Source organism: Paenibacillus sp. 01T443 (assembly GCF_056398325.1).
On sequence record NZ_JBFTPE010000002.1, the window covers coordinates 361,586 to 386,795 of the forward strand.

The following is a 25,210-nucleotide window of genomic DNA, read 5'->3' on the forward strand; positions in this document are numbered from 1 at the left end:
ACCCTCCTAACTAGCTACTAATTTTAAAGCGGGAGGAGTTGTCGACTCCTCGACTCGTCTCTCCCGCTTTTTTAAAAATATAAGAAAGTATAAAATTCAACCTTTTACGTTGCTTATATTTCACCGCGAAACGAGCTTTTGCCGCCAAGGACGGCGTCAGCCGTTTGCGCTTGTTTAAGATTTAATTTTTGGCTTGCTCGCTATACCATGCATTGACTTCTTCTGTAATATCATCGCCGCCTAGCGACTTCCAGCTTGCAACGAAGTTATCAAATTCATCAATCGAGGCGCCCATAATGATTTTTGTAAAGGATTCTTGCATAAGTTTATCAAGCTGGGCCCCCTTCTCTACTTGTGTTTTTGTAGGAAGGCCATAGAATTCATTGTATACAAACGCTCCGCTTTCTTTAATCTTACGAGTCGTTCCCCAGCCGCCATCTTTTGCTGCACGGCTATAATATTGACCCCAATTTACGCCTTTGGAAGCATCTTTTGTATTTCCTGCAAGGAAATCCGTACTTGCTTTGAAGACATCCGCTACATTCTTGAAATTCTCATCATCAAGCGTAATTTCAGTCTGTTTAGCGTCAAGTGCCTTGTTCACTTCTGTATAGATCGTTTCAATTTGAGCAGGGTTGTAGATACGTGGATTAAACCAGTTATATACATAACCATTCTCTGCTTTGTTTTTTTCTAAATATTGTTTGTTACCCATTTCAATATAGAAATTGATCATTTTAATGGCTGCTTCTGGATTTTTCGATTTTTTGGTTACAGCGAAAACCTTAGTAGCACGAATTTTTGGAACAAGTGATTTTGCTGGACCGTCTAGCCCAGGAATTTGAACCGCAATCCACTCAGCCTTCGGATCATTGTCAATAGTTAAATTAAGCGGCCAGTTCGGGTACCACCATTCTCCATAAGAAATACCAACCTTGCCCGAAGTAAGATCTTCTACTGCCTTGTTCTCATCCTTCAGCGCAAATTCTTTATCCAGAATGCCATTTTGGTACCAAGACTGCAGCTTATTAAGAGCAGTCTTCACCTCAGGTTGAATAAGACCCGGTATTAGTTTATCTTCACCGTTTTTGAGCCAAGCTGTCTGAGCATCACCAATGGATGGGTAGGCCCCGAATCCGTTAAAAAGTCCTCTTACATCAAATCCCCAGAAAAACAGCGATTTCTGCAATGAAATACCATAAGTATCATTCTTGCTATTTTTATCGGGATCATTTTTCACAAACGCTTCTGCAACCTTGTCCAGCTCATCAATCGTTGTTGGCGCTTGTAAGTTCAAATTATCAAGCCAATCCTTCCGAATCCAAAGCAATTGAGTAGATAGGAATGGATCTTCAAAAGCTGGAATCGCTAGCTGTTTGCCGTCTGAGTTATAAGTCTTCATTGCAAATCCGCCATCAGATTCCATGTATTTCTTAAGTGTTGGCGATGCGTATTGCTCATAAGCATCTGAAAGATCAGCGAGCATATCCTGCTTTTTCAGCTTCTCGAAGTTTTTCGGGTCCAGCTCTAAAATATCAGGCAGGTCTCCCGATGCCATCGCGAGTGAAAATTTTTGTTCAAACTGGCTGGAAGGCACAGTCCACTTATATTTCACATCGATGTTCATCATCTCTTTGAGATCCTTGAAGTAAGCATTTTGCTCGGGTGTAATGCCTTTTGGTGTTCTCGGATCTTCAGGTGGATTAAATCCAAGCACTTGTGTAACCGTAACCGTTTCAGGGTATTTACCGAATGGATCTGGCGGAGTGGCTTCAGTCTGATTGTTCTCTGATGACGGTTTAGAGTTTGGTGTATTTGCCTTGTTATTACCTTGAGTTGAGCAGGCTGAAATGGTTGAAAGAGACAGCGATAACAATAAGATCATTTTCATCGTTCTATAATTTTTCATATGGAACACTTTCCCCCTTTTGATAATTTTAGTAGCCCTGATCCCTGTGTTTATTATATTTCGAGAGGGAAAGCGGTTTCAATTTCACTTTTTTTACATCGCTTTTGATTTTTTTACTTATTGTGAATTTCGATACTCTTGAGGTGAAAGTCCTGTCATTTTTCTAAAAAAAGTCGTAAAGTACGAAGCCGAATCAAAACCCGCCTTACTTGCAATTTCATTTAATTTCAAGGATGTATTCATCATTAGATCAATGGCAACAGTCATTTTCGCGGATTGAATATACTCTAATAAATTATGTCCCGTGATCTGCTTGTAATAGCGGGACAAATAGGATGGATTAAAATGCACTTCATCTGCAATAGCCGTTAGGGACACATCATTGGACAGATTGTTATGAACATATTGATGAATTTGTTCAATTAGCAATTGTTTAAATTCTTCTTGCTTCATCTCTCCGCTCATATCAGATTCACAACCGGTCGATTTTTCGTAATCAACAATAACCATTTTTTGACCAAATGCCGCTCTTTTCTGAATCATTGCACGAACGGCTTCCACTTGGAGATGAAGCGTATCCCACTTTCCTAACAAATTCCCTGAAATGCCGAATGAAGCCGAAGCGGCGAGCACCTCAACACATTCATTCTGCACAAGCTCAAGAATGCCTTTCATATAGGATGCTATACCATGCTCATTCGCATCCGCATCTGATTGAGTCCCTCTAAAGCGTCCCAATAATTCCTCATCCGCTTGAAGAAGCCACACAAGTGAGCTGCCATTGTAGACCGTTTTCTCCCCTACTATGGAAGCCGGCAGATGATTGTCAAAAATCCGTTGTACCGCTTCCAGCATCTTTAAATTATGAATATCCAGCCGATCCACTTGCCCTAAAAGGAAGAAAGAGGGACGCTCAACAGCAATGCCAAAGTCCACTTCTGCATAAATGGGTTGAGTCAATAGAGTAGGAAGCGGCTTACCGCTCAGCATGGCTTCCATCAGTTCTTTTTTTAGATAAGGCTCCGCGATTTGAATATGTCTTTGCGCCTTTTCCTGCTGAAGCCTAAGACGCTTCTCTTCTTCCAGTTTACCTATTACCTCTTTAACTGCTTGGAAAATCGGCTCAATTCCTTCTGTTTTCAAGATATAGTTCTCTACGTTTTTCTTTAACGCTTCGTATACATAATCAAATTCACTATACCCTGTAAGAAAGATAACCCGGCATGAGGGCCAATAGTATACCATTTCATCCACTAATTGCAGACCATTCTTCTGAGGCATACGAATATCACTGATCAAGATATCCAGTTTCGTTTTCTTTGCTATTTCAAGCGCTTCACCGGAGGAATAGGCTTTACATATATCCAGCTCAAAGTCTTTGTTTCCCTGAAAAAGCTGTACTAGACCATTCACAATGACAGGCTCGTCATCTACAATTAACAATCGGTACATTATTTTGTCCCCTTATTTTCAAGATGTATGATAAGCTCCACTTTCAAACCGCCGTATTGGCTTCGGGAGACGAATAAGCCGCTGCCCTCTCCATAAATTAATTTTAGCCGATTGCTAACGTTAATTAATCCCGTTTTCTCAACTTGCTTCGTTCTGTCTGCAAGCTGCTCCTGCAATTGCTCAATTTTATCATCTGTTAATAAACCGCCATTGTCTTCTACGGTAATGCGTACTGTATCAGCCTGATAGCCAGCTCCAATATAGACAACTCCGTTCATCGTACCATCTTCAAAGGCATGATCAAATACGTTCTCGACGATCGGCTGAATGATGAGTCTTGGTACGTAAACGGTATGCAATTGATCCGAAATCTCGGTGTATTCATACGAAATTCGATTGGAAAAGCGAATGCATTGGATTTCGCAATAATCCAGCGCATGTTGAAACTCCTTGTTAAGAAGCACTTCATCAGCACCGCTTCTTGTAATGTATTGATAATAGCTTCCAAGCTTTTGGGAGAGCTCCGCGGCACTATCAGCATCCCCTACTTTGCACATCATATAAATATTAAAAAAGCTGTTGTATAAAAAATGGGGGTTGATTTGAGATTGCAGCTGCTTTAATTCCGAATGCTGCAGCGCTATTTTTTGTTCATAGTTTTCCTTTATGGAAACGTTCAACCGATGTGCCATACGATTAAAGCTTTGAAATAAATAATGAAATTCATCATTTGTCTTGGATTCGATGAATAAGTTCAGATTATCCGTTTCTATCATTCGAAATGCCTTGCCTAGATTGGACAATGGACGATGTATCATGACATTAACCGAGAACGAATATAGCAAAAGAATGATAATAGTAATGCTGAACAAGAGGTAATACAGCGTATAAAACTGACTCAATGATCTGGTGATTTCGTTCTGATTCACATACATAATTAATGACAAATTTAAAGAGCTGACAAAATTGTGTATAACAAAATAACGGATGCCGTTGACTTTCTCCATTTTAGACATATGGTCAGCTTGATCATTAGGATCTTTAACCAGTTGTTGCTGTACCGTAATGGCTTGATCCTCTTGCGTCGTGGAAAATACACTTCCCAAACTTTCACTCCCAAGCAATACCTCTGACTCCTGGTATAGGGTCCTAATTTGATGCAGCTCTTCAAGCAGCTTCACTTTGGAAAGTTCAATATACGACCATATGCCGTCATTATTCGCTGTCTCGATAAAGAATATCCGATCTTCAACTCTATAAAAGGAAGGCTTGATTGAAACTCCTAATAGTGTAGAAATGAGCTTATATTCATCGTTTGGCGTATTGGTAACACCATTCGAAATAGAGATGGTTTTACCTACTGATGCAATATAAACCCCCGCATTAAGCACGTATTCGCTAGAATTCATGAGAAAGCTCAATCGATCTCTCACTTGATCAATCAGTTTAACCTCATCATATTTCCCGAGGCTTCCTCCCCTAAAGCTAAGCTTCTGCAAATCTTCACCGTTAATAAACCCCAATTGCTGACTGCGAATAAAATACATTTCCTTATCCAGTTGCTTCGCGTAAAAGGAAGCTCCCGCTTCGGCTGAATCCAGCATCGTATTTTTTGAAAAAGACATGCCCTTGTAATTGACCCAGATGTTCATCGAAATGAGAGGAACAAGAAACACGATAAATACGATAACAATTTTCTGATAGACGAACCATTTCGCTTTGCCGGCAGCCTGCAATTTCATAGGATATCCCCTTCTTCTTCATCTTGGTACACTTGTGTGAGGCATCACCTGCTGCCTGTCTGGATGAAACTGATATTTTACCGACGTTCCTTCGCGTAGAAATACATCGTCTATTTTAAGTTTTTATTTCTATGTGTCTATTATTCAATCTAACATCACGATGCTGATTAATATAATTAGCATAACAAAGACTTGGCTCAGAGTGTTCAACTTTCACCTTAGCAGACTTCATGTAGGTTAAGCGTTTACACGAAAAACGGATACCACCTGTAACCTTAAGCTCAGACTGCATCCTCCCCCTCTGGCCAGATCCTGTACATACTCCCAAGACAGCCATGTCCAGTGGATGCCCAATCATAAAGAAACCCTCCGATCAACGATTTAAGTCCATCTTAACAGATGGCCTTTTGTCGTTATCATCCATGGGGGTATCATACCAAGAAGTCTTTTTATTTTTCAAACCTCATATTTCTTCATAATAGGAATGCTGCCCGTTATCTTAATAAAATAAGCAGGCCACCTTGCGCCTGCTCGTCCATTTGTTATTTAATTATCGTTTTCCGTTAGTTCAAGTAGGAACTAAGCAGTAACCTCCCGCAAGGAAGGAATAACCAACCAAGATTGATGCAATATTATTTATTGTATATCCGACTTTTCATCTATAAATAGCCGTCCAAGCTCACTTAAAAAGTCATAGAACTGGTTAGCCTCAACAAATTTCACAACTTTAGCTTCTGTGTCGGTAGACTCAAAAAATGGAATGATACACAGGTTAATGTCCTGATTTATTATATAAGCCAACTTATTCGGGTCTTTCCATATTCGGTCATATCTCGTAAATGGATCTTCCAGATCAAATGTATCTTCTGACAATTCACCATAAGGTGCATACCCAGGGATATCACCCATACGATACCAATTGAGGTAGGTTTTTTTTTGTAATGCTTTTTCAACAAGATTAGCCATTGGTATGCTAATCAACAAGGGATCGAATTTTAACATCGTTCCTTGTGATTTTGCAAAGTCGGGATGGTTGACACCAACTCCAATAGTGAACGATACAAACATGCTGCTGTTACTTCGGCTTTTCTGTATTTGGCACACCTGTCGGATACCGTTTACATTTCTAGAGAAGGTGTTTTTTGAACGCTTAAAGCCAAGTTCTAGGAATTTAGGCTCGAATAAATTTGAAATCATCTATTCAGTAGATCACTATAATTAATACTCATTTACATCCCCCTTTCACAAACAATTTATACGAAACAATGGTTGCTTTGTTCCGCTATCCTGCCCGTTAGCTTAATAAAATGAGCAGGCCACCGCAGCGCCTGCTCATCCATTATTCTTTAGCTACCGTTACCCGTTAGTTCAACTCCTCAACTATCCTGCCCGTTAGATTAATAAAACCAAGGAGCAGCTGCCGTGGCTGAACTGCAACCCGAAAGATAGACACTTTAGAAAAAGTGATCATCTTTCGGGTTTTGTCTAGTCAGGGTAATGATCAGAACTTCAATTTATGATTCTGTTCACCGCATAGAGCTATCGACACCAGTGCACCTATACCCTCATGTTCAAATTCGAGAGATACCTCATTATGTTGTAAATAATCCTTAGTTGTATTATCAAGCATATTTTTAAGTATTTGTTTAAAAAATGCTTTGAAAAACGTTCATACTCGACCTAAGCAGGGGGGAAATCCTGATCAAAGGTCTATTTTATGACAAAGCAACTTCCAGTATAGTTCGTATGTACGATAATACTAGGAGGTTTTAACGCATGACAGAAGCCGTTTTGCAGCTTCGCAACGTGACCAAATCGATTGGCGGACGAAAGATCGTCGACAATCTTAGTTTCGATATACCCGCAGGCGAAGTATTCGGATTTCTCGGACCGAACGGTGCCGGCAAGACGACAACAATACGGATGATTGTTGGCTTGATATCGATGTCAAAGGGCGAGGCCCTAATTAAAGGTGTATCCGTCCGCGAGCACTTCGAGCTTGCCATGACGCATGTAGGAGCGATCGTCGAAAATCCGGAAATGTATAAATTTTTGACCGGTTATCAAAACCTTGTTCATTTTGCCCGTCGGCATAAAGGCATTACGAAGGAACGGATCAATGAGGTCGTTAAGCTTCTCGGACTTCAGAACCGTATTCACGAGAAGGTTAAGCGTTACTCTCTCGGCATGAGGCAGCGGCTTGGAGTTGCCCAAGCGATTCTGCATCGTCCATCGTTGCTCATCCTTGATGAGCCGACAAACGGGCTCGACCCTGCGGGCATTCGAGAACTGCGCGATTATTTGCGCAAGCTGACGAGAGAAGAAGGCATCTCCGTCATCGTCTCTTCCCATCTTCTGTCCGAAATGGAGCTTATGTGCGACCGGGTTGCGATAATACAAGCCGGCAAGCTCATCGATATTCGCTCGCTGCAGGAAACTCGCGATTCGATACAGTCGAAGATCGTTATCGAAGTCGGCGATTTACTTGCCGCTCAGCAGCTGCTATCCGCCATCTTCGATGCAACCCGCATTACGGTGAAAGGCAATCAGCTCGAAATTGCGGCTGACAAAGCTGCCATCCCCGATATTACAAGGCTGCTTGTAAGCTCGGAGATTGACGTGCTCGGCATTCAAGCGGCGCAGAAGTCGCTTGAAGAACAGTTCTTGGAAATTACCGGAGGTGAGATGGTTGTCTAGTCTGTCTAATCTAATTCGAAACGAAAATATGAAAATATATCGTCGTCCTCGTACATGGCTTATGATTGCCTTCCTCGTTTTAACAATCGCATTGATGAGCGGCATCATGAAGTGGGAATCAAGCCAAAATAATACGATCGACTGGCAAAACAACCTGACCGAACGGAATAGCAACATGCAGCAGGAGCTTCAAGAAAACATAGAACTCTCGGAAGAGGACAAAACATACTTCGCTAACGAAATCAAGCTCAATGAATATTATTTGGAACAAAATATAAATCCTAACGAATTGTCATTGTGGAATTATGTAGATACATCATCATACTTAATTATTTTAGCGACGATTCTAACCGTCATTATCGCTGCCGATATGATTGCGGCCGAATTCACATGGGGCACGATCAAGCTGCTGCTTGTCGGTCCGGCTTCGCGCACTAAGATTATGATCAGCAAATACATCGCCACGCTTGGGTTCGCGCTTCTGCTGCTCATATTGACATTTGCGTCTGCTTACGCGGCCGGAGGTATTCTCGAAGGCTTCGAAGGAACAAGCCAAGCGAAAATATCGATTACCGATGGCGGCGTTATCCAAGAAAGTTCCTATTTCTTGAATTCGTTGGAGAAATACGGTTTCTCGATCGTATCAATGCTCATGTACGTAACGATGGCTTTCATGATTTCGTCCGCGTTCCGCAGCTCTTCGATGGCCATAGCCTTCTCGCTTCTGTTCATGCTGGTCGGCAATACGTTATCGGCGCTTCTCAGTGGCTATAGCTGGGTCAAGTATTTGCTCTTCTCCAACATCGACCTGACGCAATATATGCAAGGCGCATCGCCGTTAAGACCGGAAATGACGTTGACGTTCTCGATTATGATACTTGTCGCCTACTACATCGTATTCCAATTCTTAGCTTGGCTACTGTTTACGAGACGCGACGTCGCCGCTTAAGGGCAATTCCAATACTAAGAACCTCGGGCACTGCTTGCAAGAAGCTGTGTCGAGGTTCTTCTGTTTTAATTCAACTAACGTACCCCGTTAGCTTAGTGAACAGTCCTTGAGCTCTTCTCTAATATCATCCCATATGTCCATTTCCTTAGATACTACTTCAATTCGTTTATAAAGTTCCTTTGTTAATTGAATTCTTTCTTCTACTACAGATGCACAAAAATGTTCCAGTGCTACTCCCCATTCATTGTGTTCTAGAAGTTCTAACATAAAGACTTTATCTCCTTCAGGCAATTCAATGGCTTGATGTATAATTCGCTTGATTTCTTCTTCCATATTCAACAATCATTCACCTCGTTGTACGGATTAACTTCACAGCTATTCTACCTCTAAGGTCTATTTCCACACTATATCACGGATTTGTTGAATCAGCGGAATACATTATTCGTATTTCGTTAAACTGCCCGTTAGCTTAACAAAGAAAGGGAGCAGCTGCCGCAGCAAACTACTCCATGTTTGTTCAACTATCGTTACCCGTTAGCAGAATGGCGGAATTACATAATTACCTTTTTCGTAAATGGCGGTCTGAAAAATTAGGGCATTGGAGTAAAAAGATTGCTTGCTATGTTATTTACCCATTCGTAAGTGAAAACACCCGTAAGTATCAAGGCTAAAATACTTGCAATAATCTTATTGATTTTTGGAATTATTCCAATAAGCTTATACATAACGAAAAAACATAAAGTCGTTCCTGTCAGAAATAAGAGGACCGGCACCCACATAAAAGTATTCCTACTTTTCTAGTCTAACGCTACTTCAACAACCGTCTCCGTTAGCGTCACGTCTTTTGTTTAAGATGATGCTCGTAAATAGGAATATTAAAAACGTAATGGGATCTAGGAAAGTATTGAATGATGTTAGACAGAGGATTCGTTTCGATATCCAAGGCTATTTTTTTGGTCTCATTGTGGTTATATAGTACATCAACGAGTAATTAAAGAACGCAGGCAACAACGAAAGCAATAATGCACGAGAAACTATTGTCTTTATGACTATCATCCTCCACTTGAAAACCCTTTAACCTTTAGACGCAACATCCGATGAAGAGTTACGCTAAACTGCCCGTTAGCGTAATCCATCTGCTTATTCATTCACATCATAACCAATTACTTGTTTCGTAATAGGATTAAAATAAACTGTAATGGGACCTTGTAAACCTTCATAATCCGTATGAAACAGCACACGAACAGCTTTATTTCCGTTAAACCATAATAAACTACGATTAATTTTTGCTATCCTAGTACGCTTTGGAATAAACAATTGCTTAATATGTTTTTCTTGTATAGATGTAATAGATACTTCGCCTTCCTGCCAATTAATAATGTGTTTATTATGATTGGTTTCGTCCCAAGCCTGTTTCAAATAGGCTTGATCATTAATGAGAATTGTTGATATCCCAATATAAATACCTATTAGAATCACCAAAATTAATGAAAACCAAATTGATTTCTTAAATCTCAAAATAGCCACCTCCATGGTTCACGCTGTTTAAATAACGAAACTATTCGAAATAATTTTGCCAATATTTCGAAAAATAAATTTACGCTAACCTGCCCGTTAGCTTAATAAAGAAATGGAGCAGCTGCCATAGCAAGCTGCCCCTTGTGTTCAACTATCGTGTCCCGTTAGCGTAATCGTTAATCGAATATGTATTCACAATTTTTCTACAATTGCTCAGCAATGTGAGAGTATTCATATGGACGGAACAGGTTCCTATCATTTTTACAAATGATCGATACAAAATAATGCAATTTTTCAAAAAGAGACTTGAAGCTTACGTAACGTAATGTTTTATACTGTAAGTACCGGTAAATTTATTGCGCGCATAAAAAAGGAGATGGTCATGAAACGAAAGTGGAAAGTCGGAGAACTTGCGAAATTAGCAGGTTTAACGGTTCGAACATTACGATATTACGATCAAATCGGTTTGTTTTCACCATCCGGTCATACCGACTCTGGACACAGGATCTATACGGAATCCGATATTGCACAACTGCAGCAAATTCTGTCATTGAAGGATCTCGGCTTATCGCTGGATCAGATTAAGTCAGTTGTGGTCGGTGATCAATTCAGTCTATTAGACATTGTTTCCCTTCAGATCGCCCGTCTAAAAGAAAATATAAGCGTCCAACAAAAGCTTTTACTGGAATTAGAGCATATAACAATCCTCATGCAAAATAAATCGCCGTTGTCTGTTCACGATTTTACCAAAATATTGGGAACGATGAGGATGAGTCATGAGAAATTTTTCGCCGAACGGAAGGCGGGCTGGGAAGCCCACCTCGACCGTCTGGGCGATTATCTCGATGAGCATCCAGATGAGTAGACCCATAGGAGGAGTAATAAACCATGAATAAACGATCCATAAAGCACGTCACCTTTGCTATCGAGCGTAATTATAACGCATCGCCCGAGCGAGTATTCGCAGCTTGGGCGGATCCAGCGGTCAAATTCCAGTGGTTCCCGAAAGCCGAAGAGTTCGACTTCCGAGTCGGCGGACGGGAGATCAGCCGCGGAGGCCCATCGGGAGGGCCGATCCACACATTTGACGCCTGCTACCAAGAGATTGTGCAGAACAATCGCATTGTTTATACCTACACCTTGGACACTGGAGAGAATCGGACGTCGGTCTCTGTGACGACAGTGGAAATCAAACCTGGGGACAGCGGTACACAGCTAATCTACACCGAGCAGGGCGCATTTTTTGATGGTCATGATACGCCCGAACAGCGCGAGCACGGGACAAAATATATGTTGGATAAGCTGGGCGATTTTTTGAAGAACGAATGACGGATGATATGAATGTGAAGGCCAGCATACGTGAGTGGATTGGACTCGCGGTGCTGGCGCTGCCGGCTCTTCTTGTCTCGATTGACCTCTCTGTTATGATTCTCGCATTGCCGCATATTGGCGCTGATCTCGGCGCAGACAGCGCCCAGCAGTTGTGGATCATCGATATCTATGGATTCATGCTTGCAGGATTTTTGATTACCATGGGTACGCTGGGTGATCGGATCGGCCGCCGCAAGCTGCTGTTGTTCGGCGCGGCCGCCTTCGTAGTAGCCTCAATATTGGCCGCTTTCTCTCGAAGCGCTGAGATGCTTATTGTGGCACGAGCATTACTCGGTATCGCCGGGGCGACTGTATCGCCCTCTACGCTTGCTTTGATAAGCAACATGTTCCGCGACCAGAAGCAGCGTTCCCTCGCCATCGGAATATGGTTTATGTGTTCCATGGGTGGCATGGCCCTTGGACCGGTGGTTGGAGGTGTCATGTTGGATCACTTCTGGTGGGGCTCTGTATTCCTGCTGGGCGTGCCAGTCATGTTGATTTTGCTAATAACCGGACCCCTACTGCTGCCCGAGTACAGTCACCGTGAATCCGGCCGGCTGGATTTGACCAGCGTCTTCTTATCGTTGGGCGCCGTCCTACCAGTCATTTACGGCCTTAAAGAAATCGCCAAGCATGGTCTACAATTAGTGACTATGCTGCTCTTATTGACGGGTGCTGTCCTCGGCGCGATGTTTGTGTCACGGCAGCGCAGGCTGACAAGCCCACTGATGGATCTGCGCTTGTTAGCTAGCCCCGGCTTCAGTGCAGCACTAGGGGGCATGTTCGGTATTACGCTAACAGGTGCGACAATGCTCTTTGTCGCGCAGTACCTCCAATTCGTGCAAGGGTTGTCGCCACTTGAGGCAGGGCTGTATATGCTACCCGGAGTATTTGCCTCGATGGCCGGGATGGTCCTCTCGCCTCTCATTGCACGCCGGATCCGCCCGGCCCGCCTTATCGGAACGGGTCTCTTGATCTCGGCGGCCGGCTGTCTGCTGCTGACCCAGGTCGAGGTTGAGTCCGGGCTCACGATTCTGGTAATTGGCTATATCTTCTTACAAATTGGTGCAGCTCCATTACCGAGCCTGTCCAGCGAAATAGTCATCGGCTCATCCCCTCCCGAGAAGGCGGGATCGGCTGCCTCGATGCTGCAGACCAGCGGCGAATTTGCCTTCGCTCTGGGCATCGCGGTCCTGGGCAGCATCGGAACGGTCGTTTACCGCGACCATGTTGCGGACTCAATTCCTGCCGCCCTGCCTGAATCCACGGCTGAAGCTTCCCGCGACAGTTTGGCCGGTGCCTTGGCCGTAGCGGAAGGTCTCCCCGAGCAGATTGGTACGACACTACTTACCGGTGCTCGCGAAGCTTTTACCGAGGGGGTGCACGCCGTTGCGGCAGCCAGCGGAGCAATCATATTGGTTATCATTATCCTTGTCGTGACTCGGCTCCGACACTTACGACCAATCGGTGAGATCCAGCCTAACCAGACGGACAGCCATCCAGCAGCTGGTCCCAAAGCCCCTCACGAACTTGCTAAAAATCAATAGACGGATGCATACAGGGTTAATCTCGGTCGCGCTTTTAGCGTGAACCTGGCTTAACCCATTCTTCAACTTCTGGAATGCGATACTCAATCCCGTGTTTTTAGTCATCGAAATAACCTTAGGTAAATTTTGGAGCTATCCTGCCCGTTAGCTTAATAAAAAGAGCAGGCCACCGTATAGCACCTGCTCATCCATGTGTTTTTCAACTATCGTTCTCCGTTAGTGCAATAATAAAAATCACTTTATACAACTGTATTACTTATAATCGTCAGAAAGCTATTCTTTGCAGCGGTAGCAATTAACTTATAAATGGATTGTCTTGCGGTTTCGCTAAACAAAAACCACTCATCTTTAGATACATCATGAATCAAAGTCTCTGGGTATCCTGTTAAAAGTTCAGATGGAAAAGATCGAATTAAAGAATATACGTCAAAACGAACTAAGCTGTTCCCTTTTTGGTCTAGAAAATCATATTGTTCATTTTTATAATAAGACCCAAGTGTGTCAATCGTGTTGCTCCATGAGTAGTTTGCAGGTGCTTCGACCTTTTTACCTTTGTTTTCTACAAAAATATTATAAATGGTTTCGTTATATGCATTACCATTTATTTGCTGAACTACGCCGCCCATAGTCATATGGTATTCTTGTTGCAATGCTTTTACTTGCACACCGTCTATGAATAACGGTTCAGTATCGACAGTCACTGCAAAGTTGTTGTAGTTGACATTGCATCCAAACGTCTCTGCAATAAAACGAAGAGGAACAAATATGCGATTATTTTTCATGTATGGTTTTACATCAAGCAGCATCTTTTCACCGTTCTTCAACGCTGTACTACTGTTCAGTGTTAATATTACTTTCATATCGCTTTTAGCGATAATAACCTTGGAATTGGACCATACGACTCTTGCCCCCAAATTTTCACTAATAACACGTAGAGGTACCATTGTACGTTTGTTCTTAGTTTCGGGCTTCACCTCGGAAGCAATAGCAACACCATCAATTTTAATTTGATGTTCTGCTGCATAAGTAGTTGAAGATGAAATAAATATTGAGATTGCAAAAAAGACCACAAAGATTACTTTCTTCATAAATGATTGCTCCTTATTAGATAATTTTGGTTTACATCATTTCTTCCCCATATTAAGACGTATCTGGATAAAATTAGTTGCACTTTTATGCCCTTTAGCTAAATGAAAAAAAGGAGTAGCTGCCGTGGCAAACTACTCCTTGTTTCGCTCAACTATCGTACCCGTTAGCGTAATCAAAGACGCCCCTCCATTACGTCCTCTTCGTGAAAATTTGGAAGGTGACGCCGAATTTGTCGGTCACCATCCCGTACGCGGGGCTGAAGTGGATCTCCTGCAGGGGGAGATCTACCTGCCCGCCCTCCTTCAGCGCCTCATAATACTTCAGGGCTTGCTCCTTATCGGCGACGGTTATGCAGATGTTCACCTGATTGCCCTGCGCGAACCGGGCCCCTGGATCCGTATCGGCGACGAACAGATCCGTTCCTCCGACCTTCAGGACGGAATGGGCCAATCGGTCCCTCGCCTGCTCCGGCACCGCTTGTCCGGCTTCTCCGGGCGCTTCGCCGAAGGTCTGCTTGAATACTACCTTCGCGTCCAACGCTTGCTCGTAAAAGGCGATCGCCTCCAGGGCGCCGCCGTCTAGCATAATAAACGGGGTCAATTGCACTTCCATGGTTATACAGCTCCTTCAACCTTTAGGATTGATCTCTCCCTGATAGTGTAAACTTTAATAGTGACAACTCCTGTCATAATCAATAGTTTTTTTTCGGCAAATTGATCAGACTCGGCCGCTACATTAAAACATAACCGGAAGCCCGTTGTAATATCCCACTATCCTGCCCGTTAGCTTAATGACGCATCGTCAGTCTAATACTTTATTTTCTATAACACGACTTACTCATGAATATTACGGCAGCACGTTTGTTTTTTTAGAATGAACGACATGGTGCATCGTTTCCCCGTCGGGAATGGGACTATGTTCTTGTCACTAGTCGGGAATGGGACAATGTTCTTGACTTCCGCTACAATCAATTTGGGCCATTTCGTTCATACTGTGCTACATGTACTTTTGCCATATCGATCCCTACAACGAAATGTGTTTTGTAATTCTCTCAATCCGTTGATTTTGTCCGTCTGTGAACGGGTACCCTGCCTCTGCGGCGGTATATACCAAGCAGCAGGCCCATAGCCGCGAGGTGGATGATTTGATCAGTACCTCCATAGCTTAAAAACGGCAGTGTGAAAGCGGAGCGTATCCGAATATCATTGCAATCGCCCAGATAAATTTTAAGACAAACAGTGCCCCTATGCTTGCAAACACAAGTTTGCCATATTCGTCCTTTATCTTTGTGGAAGCGACGATTCCCTTTCCAATAAACCCCATAATTAACAAAAGAAAGGTAACCCCTCCCTAAGTTTTTCCAGTCATATTTGAACCTATAGCTTATTTATCATTAATCCACGCTTTAAATATTTTCAATTTATTTTGAGCCCGTCGATACATCATATAATCAAATAGATTGGCTATACATATAATGCCAAGCACAATCAATAATATTGGCGTGAATTCCTCTTTGTTCGCCGTTTTACTGATTGAGATCACGATTAAGGTTGCCATAATGATTGTAGTAATTACTAATGCAATTAGGTTGTTAATAAAGAAGTATGTTCGAGCGTTTGCCATACGAATCGGGAGGATCGATGTTAGCCATTCTGTAATAAAACCAATAATGAAGCCGACACTTCCGCTGGCTAATACACTCAAAACTTTATACTCGAATAGCGCATCTGAATGGTCATAAAACTGAAGAATAACGCCTATAAAGAGACCAAGAAAAAATGACTTTATAATATTTTCTAAATGAATATTCTCCATTTTTGTTCTCCTACATTTTGAGTGTGTTCCTAAGCTTTTTCGAGAACATTTTTGATACTTCCAGTTCCGCGTTATTATCCATTCTAAGTACGTATCTGGAATTAAACCAAGGGATAATTTCTTTTACGTGCAGCAAATTAACGATTTGTGATTTATTGATTCGTATAAACCCTTTTGCTGCCCACATGTTCTCATAATATTGCAAGGTTTCTTTGACACTATAATGCTTAGACATTGTAAAGGCCATAATACCTTCAGAACCTGCTTCCAGGTATAAAACATCCCTTGGTTCAAAAACCGCAAATTTATTTTCGCTCAGGCCTGTAAGAGTATTTAAAAAATGGATGTCTTCTCGAACGCCGGAGACCAAAAGCTTAATTACATCCATGTAGTCGATGGCATCGAATACAACACAAAGTTTTTCACCGGGTATGTCATATCCTTTCTCGACGAGTACCCAATCACTGTCTTGCTTAATTTCAATATGGTACTTGGATAATTCTTGTTTCATCTTTTCATAAACTTTATTTGAACACAACAATTGAACCATCATGTGTCTCCTAATGACAACTTATGGATTAGTTACTCTACTATCATCCTATCATAAATCATTCTTATTTTTACTAATTCTTCTATACCTTTTTCCGCAAAATCTATGGATCCAAAATTTGCAATAAAATAGGTATCCTTTTCTTTATCATATAAGACATAAGTTCCTGTCGCTCCGACGCCCCCATAAACATCCGTCATTGAACTTAACAGAAATGACAACTCGCTGAAGTCGAAATACATCATACCCATGCCATAATAAATACCTTTTTCATAGCGGTGATTAAAGTCAGTCATCTGTCCATAAACTTCATCAGAAAGCAAAGCCCCATTTTCTAAAGCCCTCATGAACGCCAACAGATCATTCATCGTGGTAACAACGCCACCGCCTGACCAGTCAACCGATAATGCGTTTCTATCGCTAAAGTCAATGCCATTTAAATAAACCCCAAGAATATTAGACGGTTCATTATTATAAAACATTAAATAACTATCCATCATGCCCAAGGGCTCAAATATCCGTTCTTCTAAGATCTCGGAATAAGTTTTCTCCTCGATAGCTTCCAGAATAAGTCCAAGCAAAACATATCCCGTATCCGAATAATAAAATTGTTGCCCTGGTTTTCCAATAGGAACCTGATTTTCTCTAGTAAATGCAATCAACTCTGCTGGGGTAAATGAAAGATCCGGGTTGGATGAAATCAGTTCCAACATTGGTTTCCCTCTTTTTACCTGACCTTCAAAATAGTCACCTGCTCCTGAAGTATGACTCAGTAAGTGTTTTAATGTGACCTGATCACTATAATCTGTGCCGTCTATCACAAATAGCCCCTTTAGGGTGTCAGCATCCAGCCAAGAATTGATTTTATCGTCATAACTGATTTTACCTTCGTCTACTAACATGCCATAGACAGTGGCACACATGGTTTTACCGATGCTGGCTGAATGATATTGACTATTGGTTTGAACAGGTTGATCTGAGAATTGATTTTGAGTACCGACTGCAAATTGTTCAAAGTAGCCTGTTTGGTTAGAGTAAATCGTCAATAATGCGCTGGATAACGAAACATTTTTTTCCAGTACTTTTGTTAAGTGTTTTTCAATTTTTTCAGTAACGACCTCTTTAGCTATCGGCCTATTCATAACGGCTACTACACCAAAGCTAATGACAACTAAGATGATTACGCCAACCAATATTCTAATTCCTATTTTCATATTGACCACCTTTCGCTTCATGTACTGTTTATACATTAATCTAATCGGTGGTTTAAGATTTAGATACGCTTCTAAGCTAAGCGGTCAAAATTCAAGGTTAAGTCGACATTTTTATGGTCTATCCATGTGGAGGGAAACTTCGATAATTGCGGGATAGCATCTTTTGGAGTTTTTTTCATCGCAACTCGGTCAATTGGTCCCGCACTCGCAATCGAGCCAACGGAATGCTCTAGAGGTTGCGAATTTTGAGGCTCTTGCGTTCCGAGAGGGAGGACATTCGCAAAACCATAACCTACATCCTGGTTTTACTTCACCGATAGTAGAACCCTCTGCTAGTATTGTCGTTATAAGGTCCCTTTTCATAAGAGTCTCGTAATGCATTTATGATTAAGTCAATGTTTGTTTTTTAGAATGGACGACATGGTGCATCATTTCCCCGTCCAGCACATTCGCGTAGAATAGTATCTTCCATTGTCTCGCCTGATTCTTGCCCCCCACCTGGTAATGTGTAATAAATACCTATATTATCAATCTTTTTCTTAATAAAGAGTACCTTACGGATACTGATCCGATCAAATTGACGAGTATCCGCTTTTTTAACTTTCATAAGACAGGAAGCAAACTCCATCTTTCCTTTCCAAGACAACAGCGGGGTCGTAAACAAGGATTTCATATCCGAAGGCAAGGTGTTCAATTTCCCTTTCCAAACGCCATAAGCGAACGATGAAGGCCGCTTTCCTTGCAAGGTCAGCCCCAATTCCCGGAAAGTTGCGTACGCATCTCCCTTATACAAGGAATGCGCGTCCAAATTGAAGTAAGCTCCTTTTTTCTTATTGGAAATGGCTCGGCCGCCTAAGCGATTCTGTTTTTCAATAACCACCGTTTGTTTCCCGGCTATGGCTGCGTAAATTGCTGCGGTTAAACCCGCAATCCCTCCACCAACCACGACCACATCAACCTTTTGCATCGCTCATCATCCCTTTCAAATTTTACCTGTATGACGGGCAAACCGGAATTAATAATCAACTATCCTGCCCGTTAGCTTAATAAAGAAAGGGAGCAGCTGCCGCAGTAAACTACTCCTAAATTGTTTCGCTAAAACAAAAAAAAGCCCTGATAAATCAAGGTTTCCTTGATTACCAGGACTGTTTTTGATTTGCCAAAATGAATTACAACCCACAAACACATTATTCTTATTTCCCCGAATAATCCCTCTGCCTCAAACTCTCATAAAGGAGCACCGTTGCTGCCATCGCGACGTTTAACGATTCCGCTTGACCCGCCATCGGGATAATAACCGATTCATCCATGAGTTCGCGAACAGTTGGCGAGAGCCCCTCTGATTCACTCCCCATAAGCAGCCAAGTCGCTTGCGTCCAATTATAGCTGTAGCAGGTATGCTTAGCCTGCAGACTCGTACCGACCAGCTTCATGCCTTTTGCTTTCGCTTGCGGGAGAAGCTCCTGCAGATCGGCTTCGATAATGGGCAAATGGAACAATGAGCCCATGGTCGATCTTACAGTCTTCGGATTGTAAAGATCCACGCAGCCCTTGCCAAGAATCACAGCATCCGCTCCAACGGCGTCGGCACTCCGGATAATGGTGCCTGCATTACCGGGATCGCGTACTGCGTCAAGCACTACCACTAGACCGTTTTTGCGAAATATAGCCGAATGATCTACCGGGAGCTTTGTCAATACGGCAAACACCGGAGGCGGGGTATCCGTCCCTGTGCATTTTGACATGACGGGGCGCGATGCCTGTATCCATTCTAATCCGAGAGTTGCCGCCGAATCATTGGATTCCCGCTCAAGCATAAGCTCAGCGGGAATGCCCCGCTCGGTATCGTATACGATTGTCTTTACATCCGCGTTTCCCCTAAGCGCTTCCAGTACGAGATGGACGCCTTCAATTAGAAACTGGCCGTTTCGATCTCGGTTTTTTTTATCCAACAGCGATGCCCACTGCTTAACCTTGTCATTTTGAACTGATGAGAGCAATGGATCAAAATTTTCATTCATAATTAGCATTAACCTTCCGAATATGCGATTTCTAAATTGGTTAGATCTGAGTTTTTGCCAACGATAACAAGGATATCATCCTTTTCGATTAAGTCATCCGCATAAGGAGCAATGTTCATCGCAGTGCCTTTTTTGATAGCCATAACGTTACATTTATATTTCGCCCTGATATCGAGCTGCTTCAAGCTTTGTCCAATCATCGGACCGGGAGCTTTTATCTCAATGATGCTGTAATCGTCGGAAATCTCGATGTAATCAAGAATATTGGGTGATACGAGATGATGCGCAACCCGCAGTCCCATATCCCGCTCCGGGAAAACAACCTTATCTGCTCCGATTTTGCTGACAACCTTGCCGTGGAGCTCATTTTGCGCTTTGACAATGAGTGTTTTTACGCCTAGATCCTTCAGAATAAGCGTCGTCAAAATACTAGATTGGATATCTTGCCCAATCGCAACAACGACAACATCAAAATTTCGAATACCTAATGCCCGAAGTGCATCTTCATCCGTTGAATCTGCGGATACCGCATGGGTTACCGTGTTCACGACTTCTTGAATGCGATGCTCGTTCGAATCGATCGCAAGCACCTCAAAGCCCATATCCGTCAAAGCCTTCGCTATGCTTGAGCCAAAACGTCCCATTCCAATTACAGCGTACTGCTTCTTAGCCATCTTACAAAATCCTCCTTGCCGGATGATTACTGCAGTTATCTAAACAGTATACCATAGCATGCTCATTCGGATGAAAGCAGCAGGCGATGGACATAGTAATTAAGTAAATTCGAATGCGTCTGGAGGTTTATTTAGTATGGAAGTTATTGATTTGCGTCAAGCGATCGTTAGGCGTGTGCAAGAGAATTCGGCTAAAGAGCTATCCGAAGTCATTGAAGACTCCATCGGCGCCGACGAACGCGCTTTGCCTGGGCTCGGAGTACTGTTCGAGATGATCTGGCAGCAATCCTCGGAGCAGGAGCAAGGGCGTATGGTCGACTCCCTCTACAAGCATCTTCATCATAGCGAACATGCCAACCCGTCTCAATAACGCACTGCAGATGTATAAACAACTTGGCCACCGACGATCGTATTCGTTACCCAAGGCAGGCCTTCATAACGATCCACGATGATTAGATCAGCTGCTTTGCCCGGCTCGATGGAGCCAAGCTCGCCACTTGCGCCTAATGCTTGTGCAGGATGAAGCGATGCCATTCTTACCGCAGCCGGCAAAGCGGCAATCCCCTGATCGGCAAGCTTGAATACCGCGGCGAGCATCGAGGAGGGATGGTAATCGGAGCATAAAATATCCGCAGCGCCAGCTGCAATCGCATCGGTTGCGCTTAGGTTTTTATCATGTGAAGCGCCTCGAACAACATTCGGTGCACCAACACAGACGCGCAGTCCTCGATCAGCAGCATGTTTTGCGGTATCTAGATTAATTGGAAACTCACAAACGGAAACGCCATAACCGATTGACTCTTCAACCTTCTGGGCCGAATCATCATCATGCGACGCAATTGCTATGCCTTGCTTAGCAGCCAGCGCGCTCAATTCTTGCAGCTGCTCGGTACTTACTTGCTCTCTCCTTTGAACCAAATCCATGACAATGACGCGAACTTCATCCATGCTCACACCCTGATTTTTCATAACGTATCGCTCAAATGAACCTGGCTCGCGGTATTGCCCTTGCCCTGGCGAGTGATCCATAAATGACAAATAATCGATTGCCTTCTCATTCAAAAAGCGCTTTACAATGGACATTCCAGCCAGATGAGAAATCTCATAGCGCAGATGAATACGGTTCCGAATAGCAGATCGCTTGCTGCGGTAGCTGTTAATATGTTCAACCATTCCCGTCAATAAATGATCGCCACGGAGGCTTAAACCTACGCCAAGCGATAAGGAATGATACATCGTTGTGATACCGTGAACGGGCAGCTTCCTTTCAAACTCCATTAAAGCCATATCCAGCGGAAATAACGTACCCGGTCGAGGTTGTACTTCCTTCTCAATCGCATCGCAATGAATATCGATAAGGCCTGGCAGTACGTACTGCCCTCCGGCATCAATAACAACAGCGCTCGAATGCTGATTAAGCCAGCTGTCGATATCCTCTTTGCCATGCAAAACAGCAGCGATTCGCCCTTCCGCAACAGCTACGGCAGCCTCCGCGATTTGATTCGGCAATACAACCTTCCCATTCGTAACAAGCATTGGCTTCCCGTGCGAACGCAAGCGATCATTCATTGGATTGGTCGTCCCCTTACCCTATTGTTATAACAATAAGCTTACCATAATCCGCTAATCAAAATCATCCTGCAATGCTCGCTTCAAATGCGGCTCCCAGAGCATCGATCAAAATCGAAAAAGAGCCGCAGGGATAAACGCTCCCGCGGCTCTGAAGCATGGCAAACGAAAGGTCTAAAAGCATAATGTCTAGACCTCATCCCAGCCTGCTGTCATCGAATTTGCGACTTCACTTAAACTTAATCCTCTTGCGGTATAAATTTATAAATATCGCCCGTTTCAAAAGAATCGATCAATCGATCCAGCCATCGATAATACTTTAATGCTTCTTCAATCTTCTGGGTGTCGTTCTCAAGCACGTCTAGGAACGCTTGATCGCTATCATATTGCTGCTTCAAGCCGTCAATTTCCTTTATCGACCGATTTAGGGCGCTCATGTTTTGCTCGACAGCCTTTCTCCATTTTATAGAGAAGAAATCGGCAAAATTCTGATGCCAATCCGGCTCGACCTCATACAAATCTTTTCTGGAGCCTTTGCCCCACACTTTATTTATCATCTTCAAGTCATGCAGCGTTCGCATGCCTGTACTCATCGACGTCTTGCTCATGCCCATTGTCTGGCTCATCTCATCTAATGTAACCGGCTCCCGATTGAAATACATATTTCCGTATAAATGTCCTATGGATAATGTAATTCCGTACAGGTCCATGTTTTTCCCGATTGATTCGATGACGCGGCGGCGCGTATTATGCAGCTTCGCAAGCTGCTCTTCTGTTAATGCTGCAAGTTCATTCATGTCGTTCCTCCTGAGGAGTGTCGTGCCCCCTATCTTACCTACATCGTTTATTGTAATCAATTGATTGTCCATAAGTAAAGAAAGCCTTTAGGATGAAAAAGGGAGTTATCAAGAGTATACAGTATGTAAAGTACGTAAAGTTATAACTGTACAAAGTATACAGAGGCTCACGCCTTTTGACCATTACAAAGATAACCAACTAAACTTATGGGAGTCGAAATATTCCACAAGGGGGCACAACATGGCGATTATAGAAGCCAAGAGGCTAACCAAAATTTTCGGAGCCGATCCGAAAAAGGCGATCCCGCTGCTGGATAAAGGATGGTCTAAAGAGAAAATTTTTGCAGAAACGAAGCTTACCGTTGGGGTTAATCAGGCGAGCTTCTCCATTGAGGCAGGACAAATATTTGTCATCATGGGCTTGTCCGGCAGCGGCAAGTCGACACTCGTTCGTCTGCTCAATCGTTTGATCGAGCCTACTATAGGCCAAGTGCTGTTTAACGGAACGGATGTGCTTCGCATGTCTCCCGAGCAGCTGCGGCAGTTCAGAAGAAAAAATGTAGGCATGGTATTCCAGAAATTCGCGCTCTTTCCTCACCGTACGGTTATTCAAAATATTGAATACGGTCTTGAGGTACAGGGCATCGACAAAAAGAAACGAAAAGAGATGGCGATGGATTCGCTTGAGCTTGTCGGATTAAAAGGGTGGGAAAACAGCTACCCCGATCAGCTAAGCGGCGGCATGCAGCAGCGTGTCGGATTAGCGAGAGGGCTTGCTAACGATCCCGATGTTCTTCTGATGGACGAAGCGTTCAGCGCGCTTGATCCGCTTATCCGCAAGGATATGCAGGATGAGCTGCTGGAGCTCCAGTCCAAAATGAAAAAAACCATCGTTTTCATCACACATGATTTAAATGAGGCGCTTCGAATAGGCGATCAAATTGCCCTGATGAAGGACGGCAGTATCGTACAAATCGGTTCGCCTGAAGAAATATTAATGCAGCCCGCCAACAAATATGTGGAGCGCTTTGTCGAAGATGTCGATCTCTCTAAGGTGCTCACCGCATCGCATGTTATGATTAAACCCGAGACGATTACGATTGAAAAGGGCCCGCGCGTAGCATTGCAATTTATGCGGGACCGCGGTGTATCAAGTCTTTATGTTGTTGATAAGGGCATGCGGCTGCTGGGCGTTATAACGGCAGAAGATGCGGTTAATGCGATAAAGAATGGCCTGAAGCTTGAAGAGGCAATGGAGCGTGAGGCACCTTCCGCTGCACCGGATACTTTGCTCAATGAGTTGTTTGAATTAATGAGTCAATCTAAATTCCCCGTATCCATTATAGATAATAACGGCCGCCTAAAAGGCATTGTCATTAAAGGCGCAGTACTAGCCGCATTATCCGGAAACTCTGTATTAGAGGCAGGTGAGCGTCATGAATCTGCCTAAAATCCCTTTAGCAGACTGGATTGAATGGGCAGAGGCATGGCTGGAAGCCCATCTGGATCCCTTCTTTCAATTCATTCGCATCGTCGTTGGCGAAACCGTAAACGGCCTGGATACTTTGCTTAACTGGTTCCCAGCGCTCGTTCTTATATTAATATTTACGGTTATCGCTTGGTATATCGGCAAGTGGAAAATGGCTTTATTTACGCTCATCGGACTGCTTATTATCGAAAATCTCGGCTTATGGAGCCAGACGATGCAAACACTCGCACTCGTCTTGACTGCAGCCTTCATATCGGTGCTGATTGGCGTTCCAGCAGGTATCTTATGTGCTCGCCATTCAAGCGTTCAAAAAATAATTACGCCGGTGCTTGATTTCATGCAGACGATGCCGGCTTTCGTTTATCTGCTGCCTGCTGTAACCTTCTTCTCTCTCGGCGTAGTACCGGGCGTTATCTCTTCGATTATATTCGCGATCCCGCCAACGATTAGATTGACGAATCTCGGCATTCGCCAAGTTCCTGAAGAGTTAGTTGAAGCGGCTGATGCTTTTGGATCAACGCCGTCTCAGAAGCTGTTCAAGCTTCAGCTTCCAATTGCCATGCCAACCATTATGGCTGGTATCAATCAGACGATTATGCTGTCGCTTTCGATGGTCGTAATCGCATCGATGATCGGTGCACAGGGTGTAGGCGCCTATGTTTATCGTGCCGTAACACAAGGCAATACCGGCGTCGGCTTCGAAGCCGGTCTCGCAATCGTAATATTAGCCATTATATTGGACCGTCTAACCCAGCAGGTCATCCGTAAGAGCAAAACAACCTAAAACATTAAATGAACTAAACCATT

The 25,210-nt window shown here is 43.3% G+C and carries 24 protein-coding genes; 8 read left to right on the forward strand and 16 right to left on the reverse strand.

Annotated elements, in window-relative coordinates:
- Nucleotides 1–181: 181 nt before the first annotated feature.
- The 4 genes from AC1DLI_RS04255 to AC1DLI_RS04270 form a co-directional block, all read right to left on the reverse strand.
- Entirely contained in the window at nucleotides 182–1,909 is a 1,728-nt protein-coding gene (locus AC1DLI_RS04255) for an extracellular solute-binding protein (protein ID WP_477599958.1), read from the reverse strand.
- Between the two features lie 117 nt (nucleotides 1,910–2,026).
- Complete coding sequence (locus tag AC1DLI_RS04260) at nucleotides 2,027–3,361, reverse strand: response regulator transcription factor (protein WP_477599960.1); 1,335 nt, start codon at nucleotides 3,359–3,361, stop codon at nucleotides 2,027–2,029.
- On the reverse strand, nucleotides 3,361–5,103 hold the full coding sequence (locus AC1DLI_RS04265; RefSeq protein WP_477599962.1) for a sensor histidine kinase: 1,743 nt from the start codon (nucleotides 5,101–5,103) through the stop codon (nucleotides 3,361–3,363). The genes AC1DLI_RS04260 and AC1DLI_RS04265 overlap by 1 nt, the downstream gene beginning before the upstream one ends.
- 636 nt (nucleotides 5,104–5,739) lie before the next feature.
- Nucleotides 5,740–6,300 carry a DUF4304 domain-containing protein gene (locus tag AC1DLI_RS04270; protein ID WP_477599964.1) on the reverse strand — a complete coding sequence of 187 codons (561 nt, stop codon included), beginning with the start codon at nucleotides 6,298–6,300 and terminating at the stop codon, nucleotides 5,740–5,742.
- A 579-nt stretch (nucleotides 6,301–6,879) separates the two neighbouring features.
- On the opposite strand from AC1DLI_RS04270, the gene AC1DLI_RS04275 reads away from it, so the two are divergent.
- Nucleotides 6,880–7,800: an ABC transporter ATP-binding protein gene (locus AC1DLI_RS04275; RefSeq protein ID WP_054028676.1), complete on the forward strand. Its 921-nt coding sequence runs from the start codon at nucleotides 6,880–6,882 to the stop codon at nucleotides 7,798–7,800.
- Entirely contained in the window at nucleotides 7,793–8,749 is a 957-nt protein-coding gene (locus AC1DLI_RS04280; RefSeq protein ID WP_477599967.1) for an ABC transporter permease, read from the forward strand. The genes AC1DLI_RS04275 and AC1DLI_RS04280 overlap by 8 nt, the downstream gene beginning before the upstream one ends.
- 87 nt (nucleotides 8,750–8,836) lie before the next feature.
- Here the strand turns inward: AC1DLI_RS04280 and AC1DLI_RS04285 are convergent, their stop codons facing one another.
- Both AC1DLI_RS04285 and AC1DLI_RS04290 read right to left on the reverse strand, forming a co-directional pair.
- Nucleotides 8,837–9,082 (reverse strand): MafI family immunity protein, encoded by a 246-nt coding sequence (locus AC1DLI_RS04285; protein ID WP_477600075.1) that lies wholly within the window; start codon nucleotides 9,080–9,082, stop codon nucleotides 8,837–8,839.
- Nucleotides 9,083–9,889: 807 nt separating this feature from the next.
- On the reverse strand, nucleotides 9,890–10,267 hold the full coding sequence (locus tag AC1DLI_RS04290) for a hypothetical protein (RefSeq protein WP_477599969.1): 378 nt from the start codon (nucleotides 10,265–10,267) through the stop codon (nucleotides 9,890–9,892).
- A gap of 382 nt (nucleotides 10,268–10,649) precedes the next feature.
- On the opposite strand from AC1DLI_RS04290, the gene AC1DLI_RS04295 reads away from it, so the two are divergent.
- Genes AC1DLI_RS04295 through AC1DLI_RS04305 form a run of 3 tightly spaced genes read left to right on the forward strand, consistent with a single transcriptional unit; the run spans nucleotide 10,650 to nucleotide 13,185 of the window.
- Nucleotides 10,650–11,132: a MerR family transcriptional regulator gene (locus AC1DLI_RS04295; protein ID WP_477599971.1), complete on the forward strand. Its 483-nt coding sequence runs from the start codon at nucleotides 10,650–10,652 to the stop codon at nucleotides 11,130–11,132.
- A 23-nt stretch (nucleotides 11,133–11,155) separates the two neighbouring features.
- Entirely contained in the window at nucleotides 11,156–11,596 is a 441-nt protein-coding gene (locus AC1DLI_RS04300; protein WP_477599973.1) for an SRPBCC family protein, read from the forward strand.
- A complete protein-coding gene (locus tag AC1DLI_RS04305) occupies nucleotides 11,593–13,185 on the forward strand; it encodes an MFS transporter (RefSeq protein WP_477599975.1) in 1,593 nt (530 codons plus the stop codon). Before AC1DLI_RS04300 ends, AC1DLI_RS04305 begins: the two co-directional genes overlap by 4 nt.
- A gap of 239 nt (nucleotides 13,186–13,424) precedes the next feature.
- Here the strand turns inward: AC1DLI_RS04305 and AC1DLI_RS04310 are convergent, their stop codons facing one another.
- The 8 genes from AC1DLI_RS04310 to AC1DLI_RS04345 form a co-directional block, all read right to left on the reverse strand.
- Nucleotides 13,425–14,273: a copper amine oxidase N-terminal domain-containing protein gene (locus AC1DLI_RS04310; protein ID WP_477599977.1), complete on the reverse strand. Its 849-nt coding sequence runs from the start codon at nucleotides 14,271–14,273 to the stop codon at nucleotides 13,425–13,427.
- 190 nt (nucleotides 14,274–14,463) lie between these two features.
- Nucleotides 14,464–14,886 carry a VOC family protein gene (locus AC1DLI_RS04315; RefSeq protein ID WP_477599979.1) on the reverse strand — a complete coding sequence of 141 codons (423 nt, stop codon included), beginning with the start codon at nucleotides 14,884–14,886 and terminating at the stop codon, nucleotides 14,464–14,466.
- 771 nt (nucleotides 14,887–15,657) lie between these two features.
- Entirely contained in the window at nucleotides 15,658–16,089 is a 432-nt protein-coding gene (locus AC1DLI_RS04320; protein ID WP_477599981.1) for a hypothetical protein, read from the reverse strand.
- Nucleotides 16,090–16,099: 10 nt separating this feature from the next.
- Nucleotides 16,100–16,639, reverse strand: coding sequence for a LytTR family DNA-binding domain-containing protein (locus AC1DLI_RS04325; RefSeq protein ID WP_477599983.1), 540 nt, complete (start codon nucleotides 16,637–16,639; stop codon nucleotides 16,100–16,102).
- Between the two features lie 32 nt (nucleotides 16,640–16,671).
- Entirely contained in the window at nucleotides 16,672–17,853 is a 1,182-nt protein-coding gene (locus AC1DLI_RS04330) for a serine hydrolase domain-containing protein (protein WP_477599985.1), read from the reverse strand.
- A 406-nt stretch (nucleotides 17,854–18,259) separates the two neighbouring features.
- Nucleotides 18,260–18,820, reverse strand: a complete 561-nt coding sequence (locus AC1DLI_RS04335; protein WP_477599987.1) for an FAD-dependent oxidoreductase — start codon at nucleotides 18,818–18,820, stop codon at nucleotides 18,260–18,262.
- A 226-nt stretch (nucleotides 18,821–19,046) separates the two neighbouring features.
- Nucleotides 19,047–19,874, reverse strand: coding sequence for a TrmH family RNA methyltransferase (locus AC1DLI_RS04340; protein WP_477599989.1), 828 nt, complete (start codon nucleotides 19,872–19,874; stop codon nucleotides 19,047–19,049).
- Between the two features lie 8 nt (nucleotides 19,875–19,882).
- Nucleotides 19,883–20,548 (reverse strand): potassium channel family protein, encoded by a 666-nt coding sequence (locus tag AC1DLI_RS04345; protein ID WP_364144317.1) that lies wholly within the window; start codon nucleotides 20,546–20,548, stop codon nucleotides 19,883–19,885.
- A 136-nt stretch (nucleotides 20,549–20,684) separates the two neighbouring features.
- Here AC1DLI_RS04345 and sspI point away from each other — a divergent pair, with 136 nt between their 5' ends.
- Nucleotides 20,685–20,918: a small acid-soluble spore protein SspI gene (gene sspI / locus AC1DLI_RS04350; RefSeq protein WP_477599992.1), complete on the forward strand. Its 234-nt coding sequence runs from the start codon at nucleotides 20,685–20,687 to the stop codon at nucleotides 20,916–20,918.
- On the opposite strand, the gene AC1DLI_RS04355 is transcribed toward sspI, so the two are convergent.
- Both AC1DLI_RS04355 and AC1DLI_RS04360 read right to left on the reverse strand, forming a co-directional pair.
- A complete protein-coding gene (locus tag AC1DLI_RS04355) occupies nucleotides 20,912–22,117 on the reverse strand; it encodes an alpha-D-ribose 1-methylphosphonate 5-triphosphate diphosphatase (protein ID WP_477599994.1) in 1,206 nt (401 codons plus the stop codon). The genes sspI and AC1DLI_RS04355 overlap by 7 nt on opposite strands.
- A 239-nt stretch (nucleotides 22,118–22,356) precedes the next feature.
- On the reverse strand, nucleotides 22,357–22,914 hold the full coding sequence (locus AC1DLI_RS04360) for a GbsR/MarR family transcriptional regulator (RefSeq protein ID WP_477599996.1): 558 nt from the start codon (nucleotides 22,912–22,914) through the stop codon (nucleotides 22,357–22,359).
- A gap of 241 nt (nucleotides 22,915–23,155) precedes the next feature.
- Between AC1DLI_RS04360 and AC1DLI_RS04365 the strand changes: the two genes are divergently transcribed.
- Together AC1DLI_RS04365 and AC1DLI_RS04370 are read left to right on the forward strand one after the other, a co-directional pair.
- Nucleotides 23,156–24,364, forward strand: coding sequence for a quaternary amine ABC transporter ATP-binding protein (locus tag AC1DLI_RS04365; protein WP_477599998.1), 1,209 nt, complete (start codon nucleotides 23,156–23,158; stop codon nucleotides 24,362–24,364).
- Nucleotides 24,351–25,187: an ABC transporter permease gene (locus AC1DLI_RS04370; RefSeq protein WP_477600000.1), complete on the forward strand. Its 837-nt coding sequence runs from the start codon at nucleotides 24,351–24,353 to the stop codon at nucleotides 25,185–25,187. Before AC1DLI_RS04365 ends, AC1DLI_RS04370 begins: the two co-directional genes overlap by 14 nt.
- Nucleotides 25,188–25,210: the final 23 nt, after the last annotated feature.

Bases quoted from the DNA above. Each gene is read 5' to 3' on its own strand.
- AC1DLI_RS04320 (WP_477599981.1), bottom strand. From the start codon at position 16,089: ATGGAGAATATTCATTTAGAAAATATTATAAAGTCATTTTTTCTTGGT.
- AC1DLI_RS04340 (WP_477599989.1), bottom strand. From the start codon at position 19,874: ATGAATGAAAATTTTGATCCATTGCTCTCATCAGTTCAAAATGACAAG.
- AC1DLI_RS04305 (WP_477599975.1), top strand. From the start codon at position 11,593: ATGACGGATGATATGAATGTGAAGGCCAGCATACGTGAGTGGATTGGA.
- AC1DLI_RS04345 (WP_364144317.1), bottom strand. From the start codon at position 20,548: ATGGCTAAGAAGCAGTACGCTGTAATTGGAATGGGACGTTTTGGCTCA.
- AC1DLI_RS04325 (WP_477599983.1), bottom strand. From the start codon at position 16,639: ATGGTTCAATTGTTGTGTTCAAATAAAGTTTATGAAAAGATGAAACAA.
- AC1DLI_RS04370 (WP_477600000.1), top strand. From the start codon at position 24,351: ATGAATCTGCCTAAAATCCCTTTAGCAGACTGGATTGAATGGGCAGAG.
- AC1DLI_RS04360 (WP_477599996.1), bottom strand. From the start codon at position 22,914: ATGAATGAACTTGCAGCATTAACAGAAGAGCAGCTTGCGAAGCTGCAT.
- AC1DLI_RS04270 (WP_477599964.1), bottom strand. From the start codon at position 6,300: ATGATTTCAAATTTATTCGAGCCTAAATTCCTAGAACTTGGCTTTAAG.
- AC1DLI_RS04335 (WP_477599987.1), bottom strand. From the start codon at position 18,820: ATGCAAAAGGTTGATGTGGTCGTGGTTGGTGGAGGGATTGCGGGTTTA.
- AC1DLI_RS04255 (WP_477599958.1), bottom strand. From the start codon at position 1,909: ATGAAAAATTATAGAACGATGAAAATGATCTTATTGTTATCGCTGTCT.
- AC1DLI_RS04265 (WP_477599962.1), bottom strand. From the start codon at position 5,103: ATGAAATTGCAGGCTGCCGGCAAAGCGAAATGGTTCGTCTATCAGAAA.
- AC1DLI_RS04365 (WP_477599998.1), top strand. From the start codon at position 23,156: ATGGCGATTATAGAAGCCAAGAGGCTAACCAAAATTTTCGGAGCCGAT.
- sspI (WP_477599992.1), top strand. From the start codon at position 20,685: ATGGAAGTTATTGATTTGCGTCAAGCGATCGTTAGGCGTGTGCAAGAG.
- AC1DLI_RS04300 (WP_477599973.1), top strand. From the start codon at position 11,156: ATGAATAAACGATCCATAAAGCACGTCACCTTTGCTATCGAGCGTAAT.
- AC1DLI_RS04355 (WP_477599994.1), bottom strand. From the start codon at position 22,117: ATGAATGATCGCTTGCGTTCGCACGGGAAGCCAATGCTTGTTACGAAT.
- AC1DLI_RS04315 (WP_477599979.1), bottom strand. From the start codon at position 14,886: ATGGAAGTGCAATTGACCCCGTTTATTATGCTAGACGGCGGCGCCCTG.
- AC1DLI_RS04295 (WP_477599971.1), top strand. From the start codon at position 10,650: ATGAAACGAAAGTGGAAAGTCGGAGAACTTGCGAAATTAGCAGGTTTA.
- AC1DLI_RS04310 (WP_477599977.1), bottom strand. From the start codon at position 14,273: ATGAAGAAAGTAATCTTTGTGGTCTTTTTTGCAATCTCAATATTTATT.
- AC1DLI_RS04260 (WP_477599960.1), bottom strand. From the start codon at position 3,361: ATGTACCGATTGTTAATTGTAGATGACGAGCCTGTCATTGTGAATGGT.
- AC1DLI_RS04285 (WP_477600075.1), bottom strand. From the start codon at position 9,082: ATGGAAGAAGAAATCAAGCGAATTATACATCAAGCCATTGAATTGCCT.
- AC1DLI_RS04330 (WP_477599985.1), bottom strand. From the start codon at position 17,853: ATGAAAATAGGAATTAGAATATTGGTTGGCGTAATCATCTTAGTTGTC.
- AC1DLI_RS04275 (WP_054028676.1), top strand. From the start codon at position 6,880: ATGACAGAAGCCGTTTTGCAGCTTCGCAACGTGACCAAATCGATTGGC.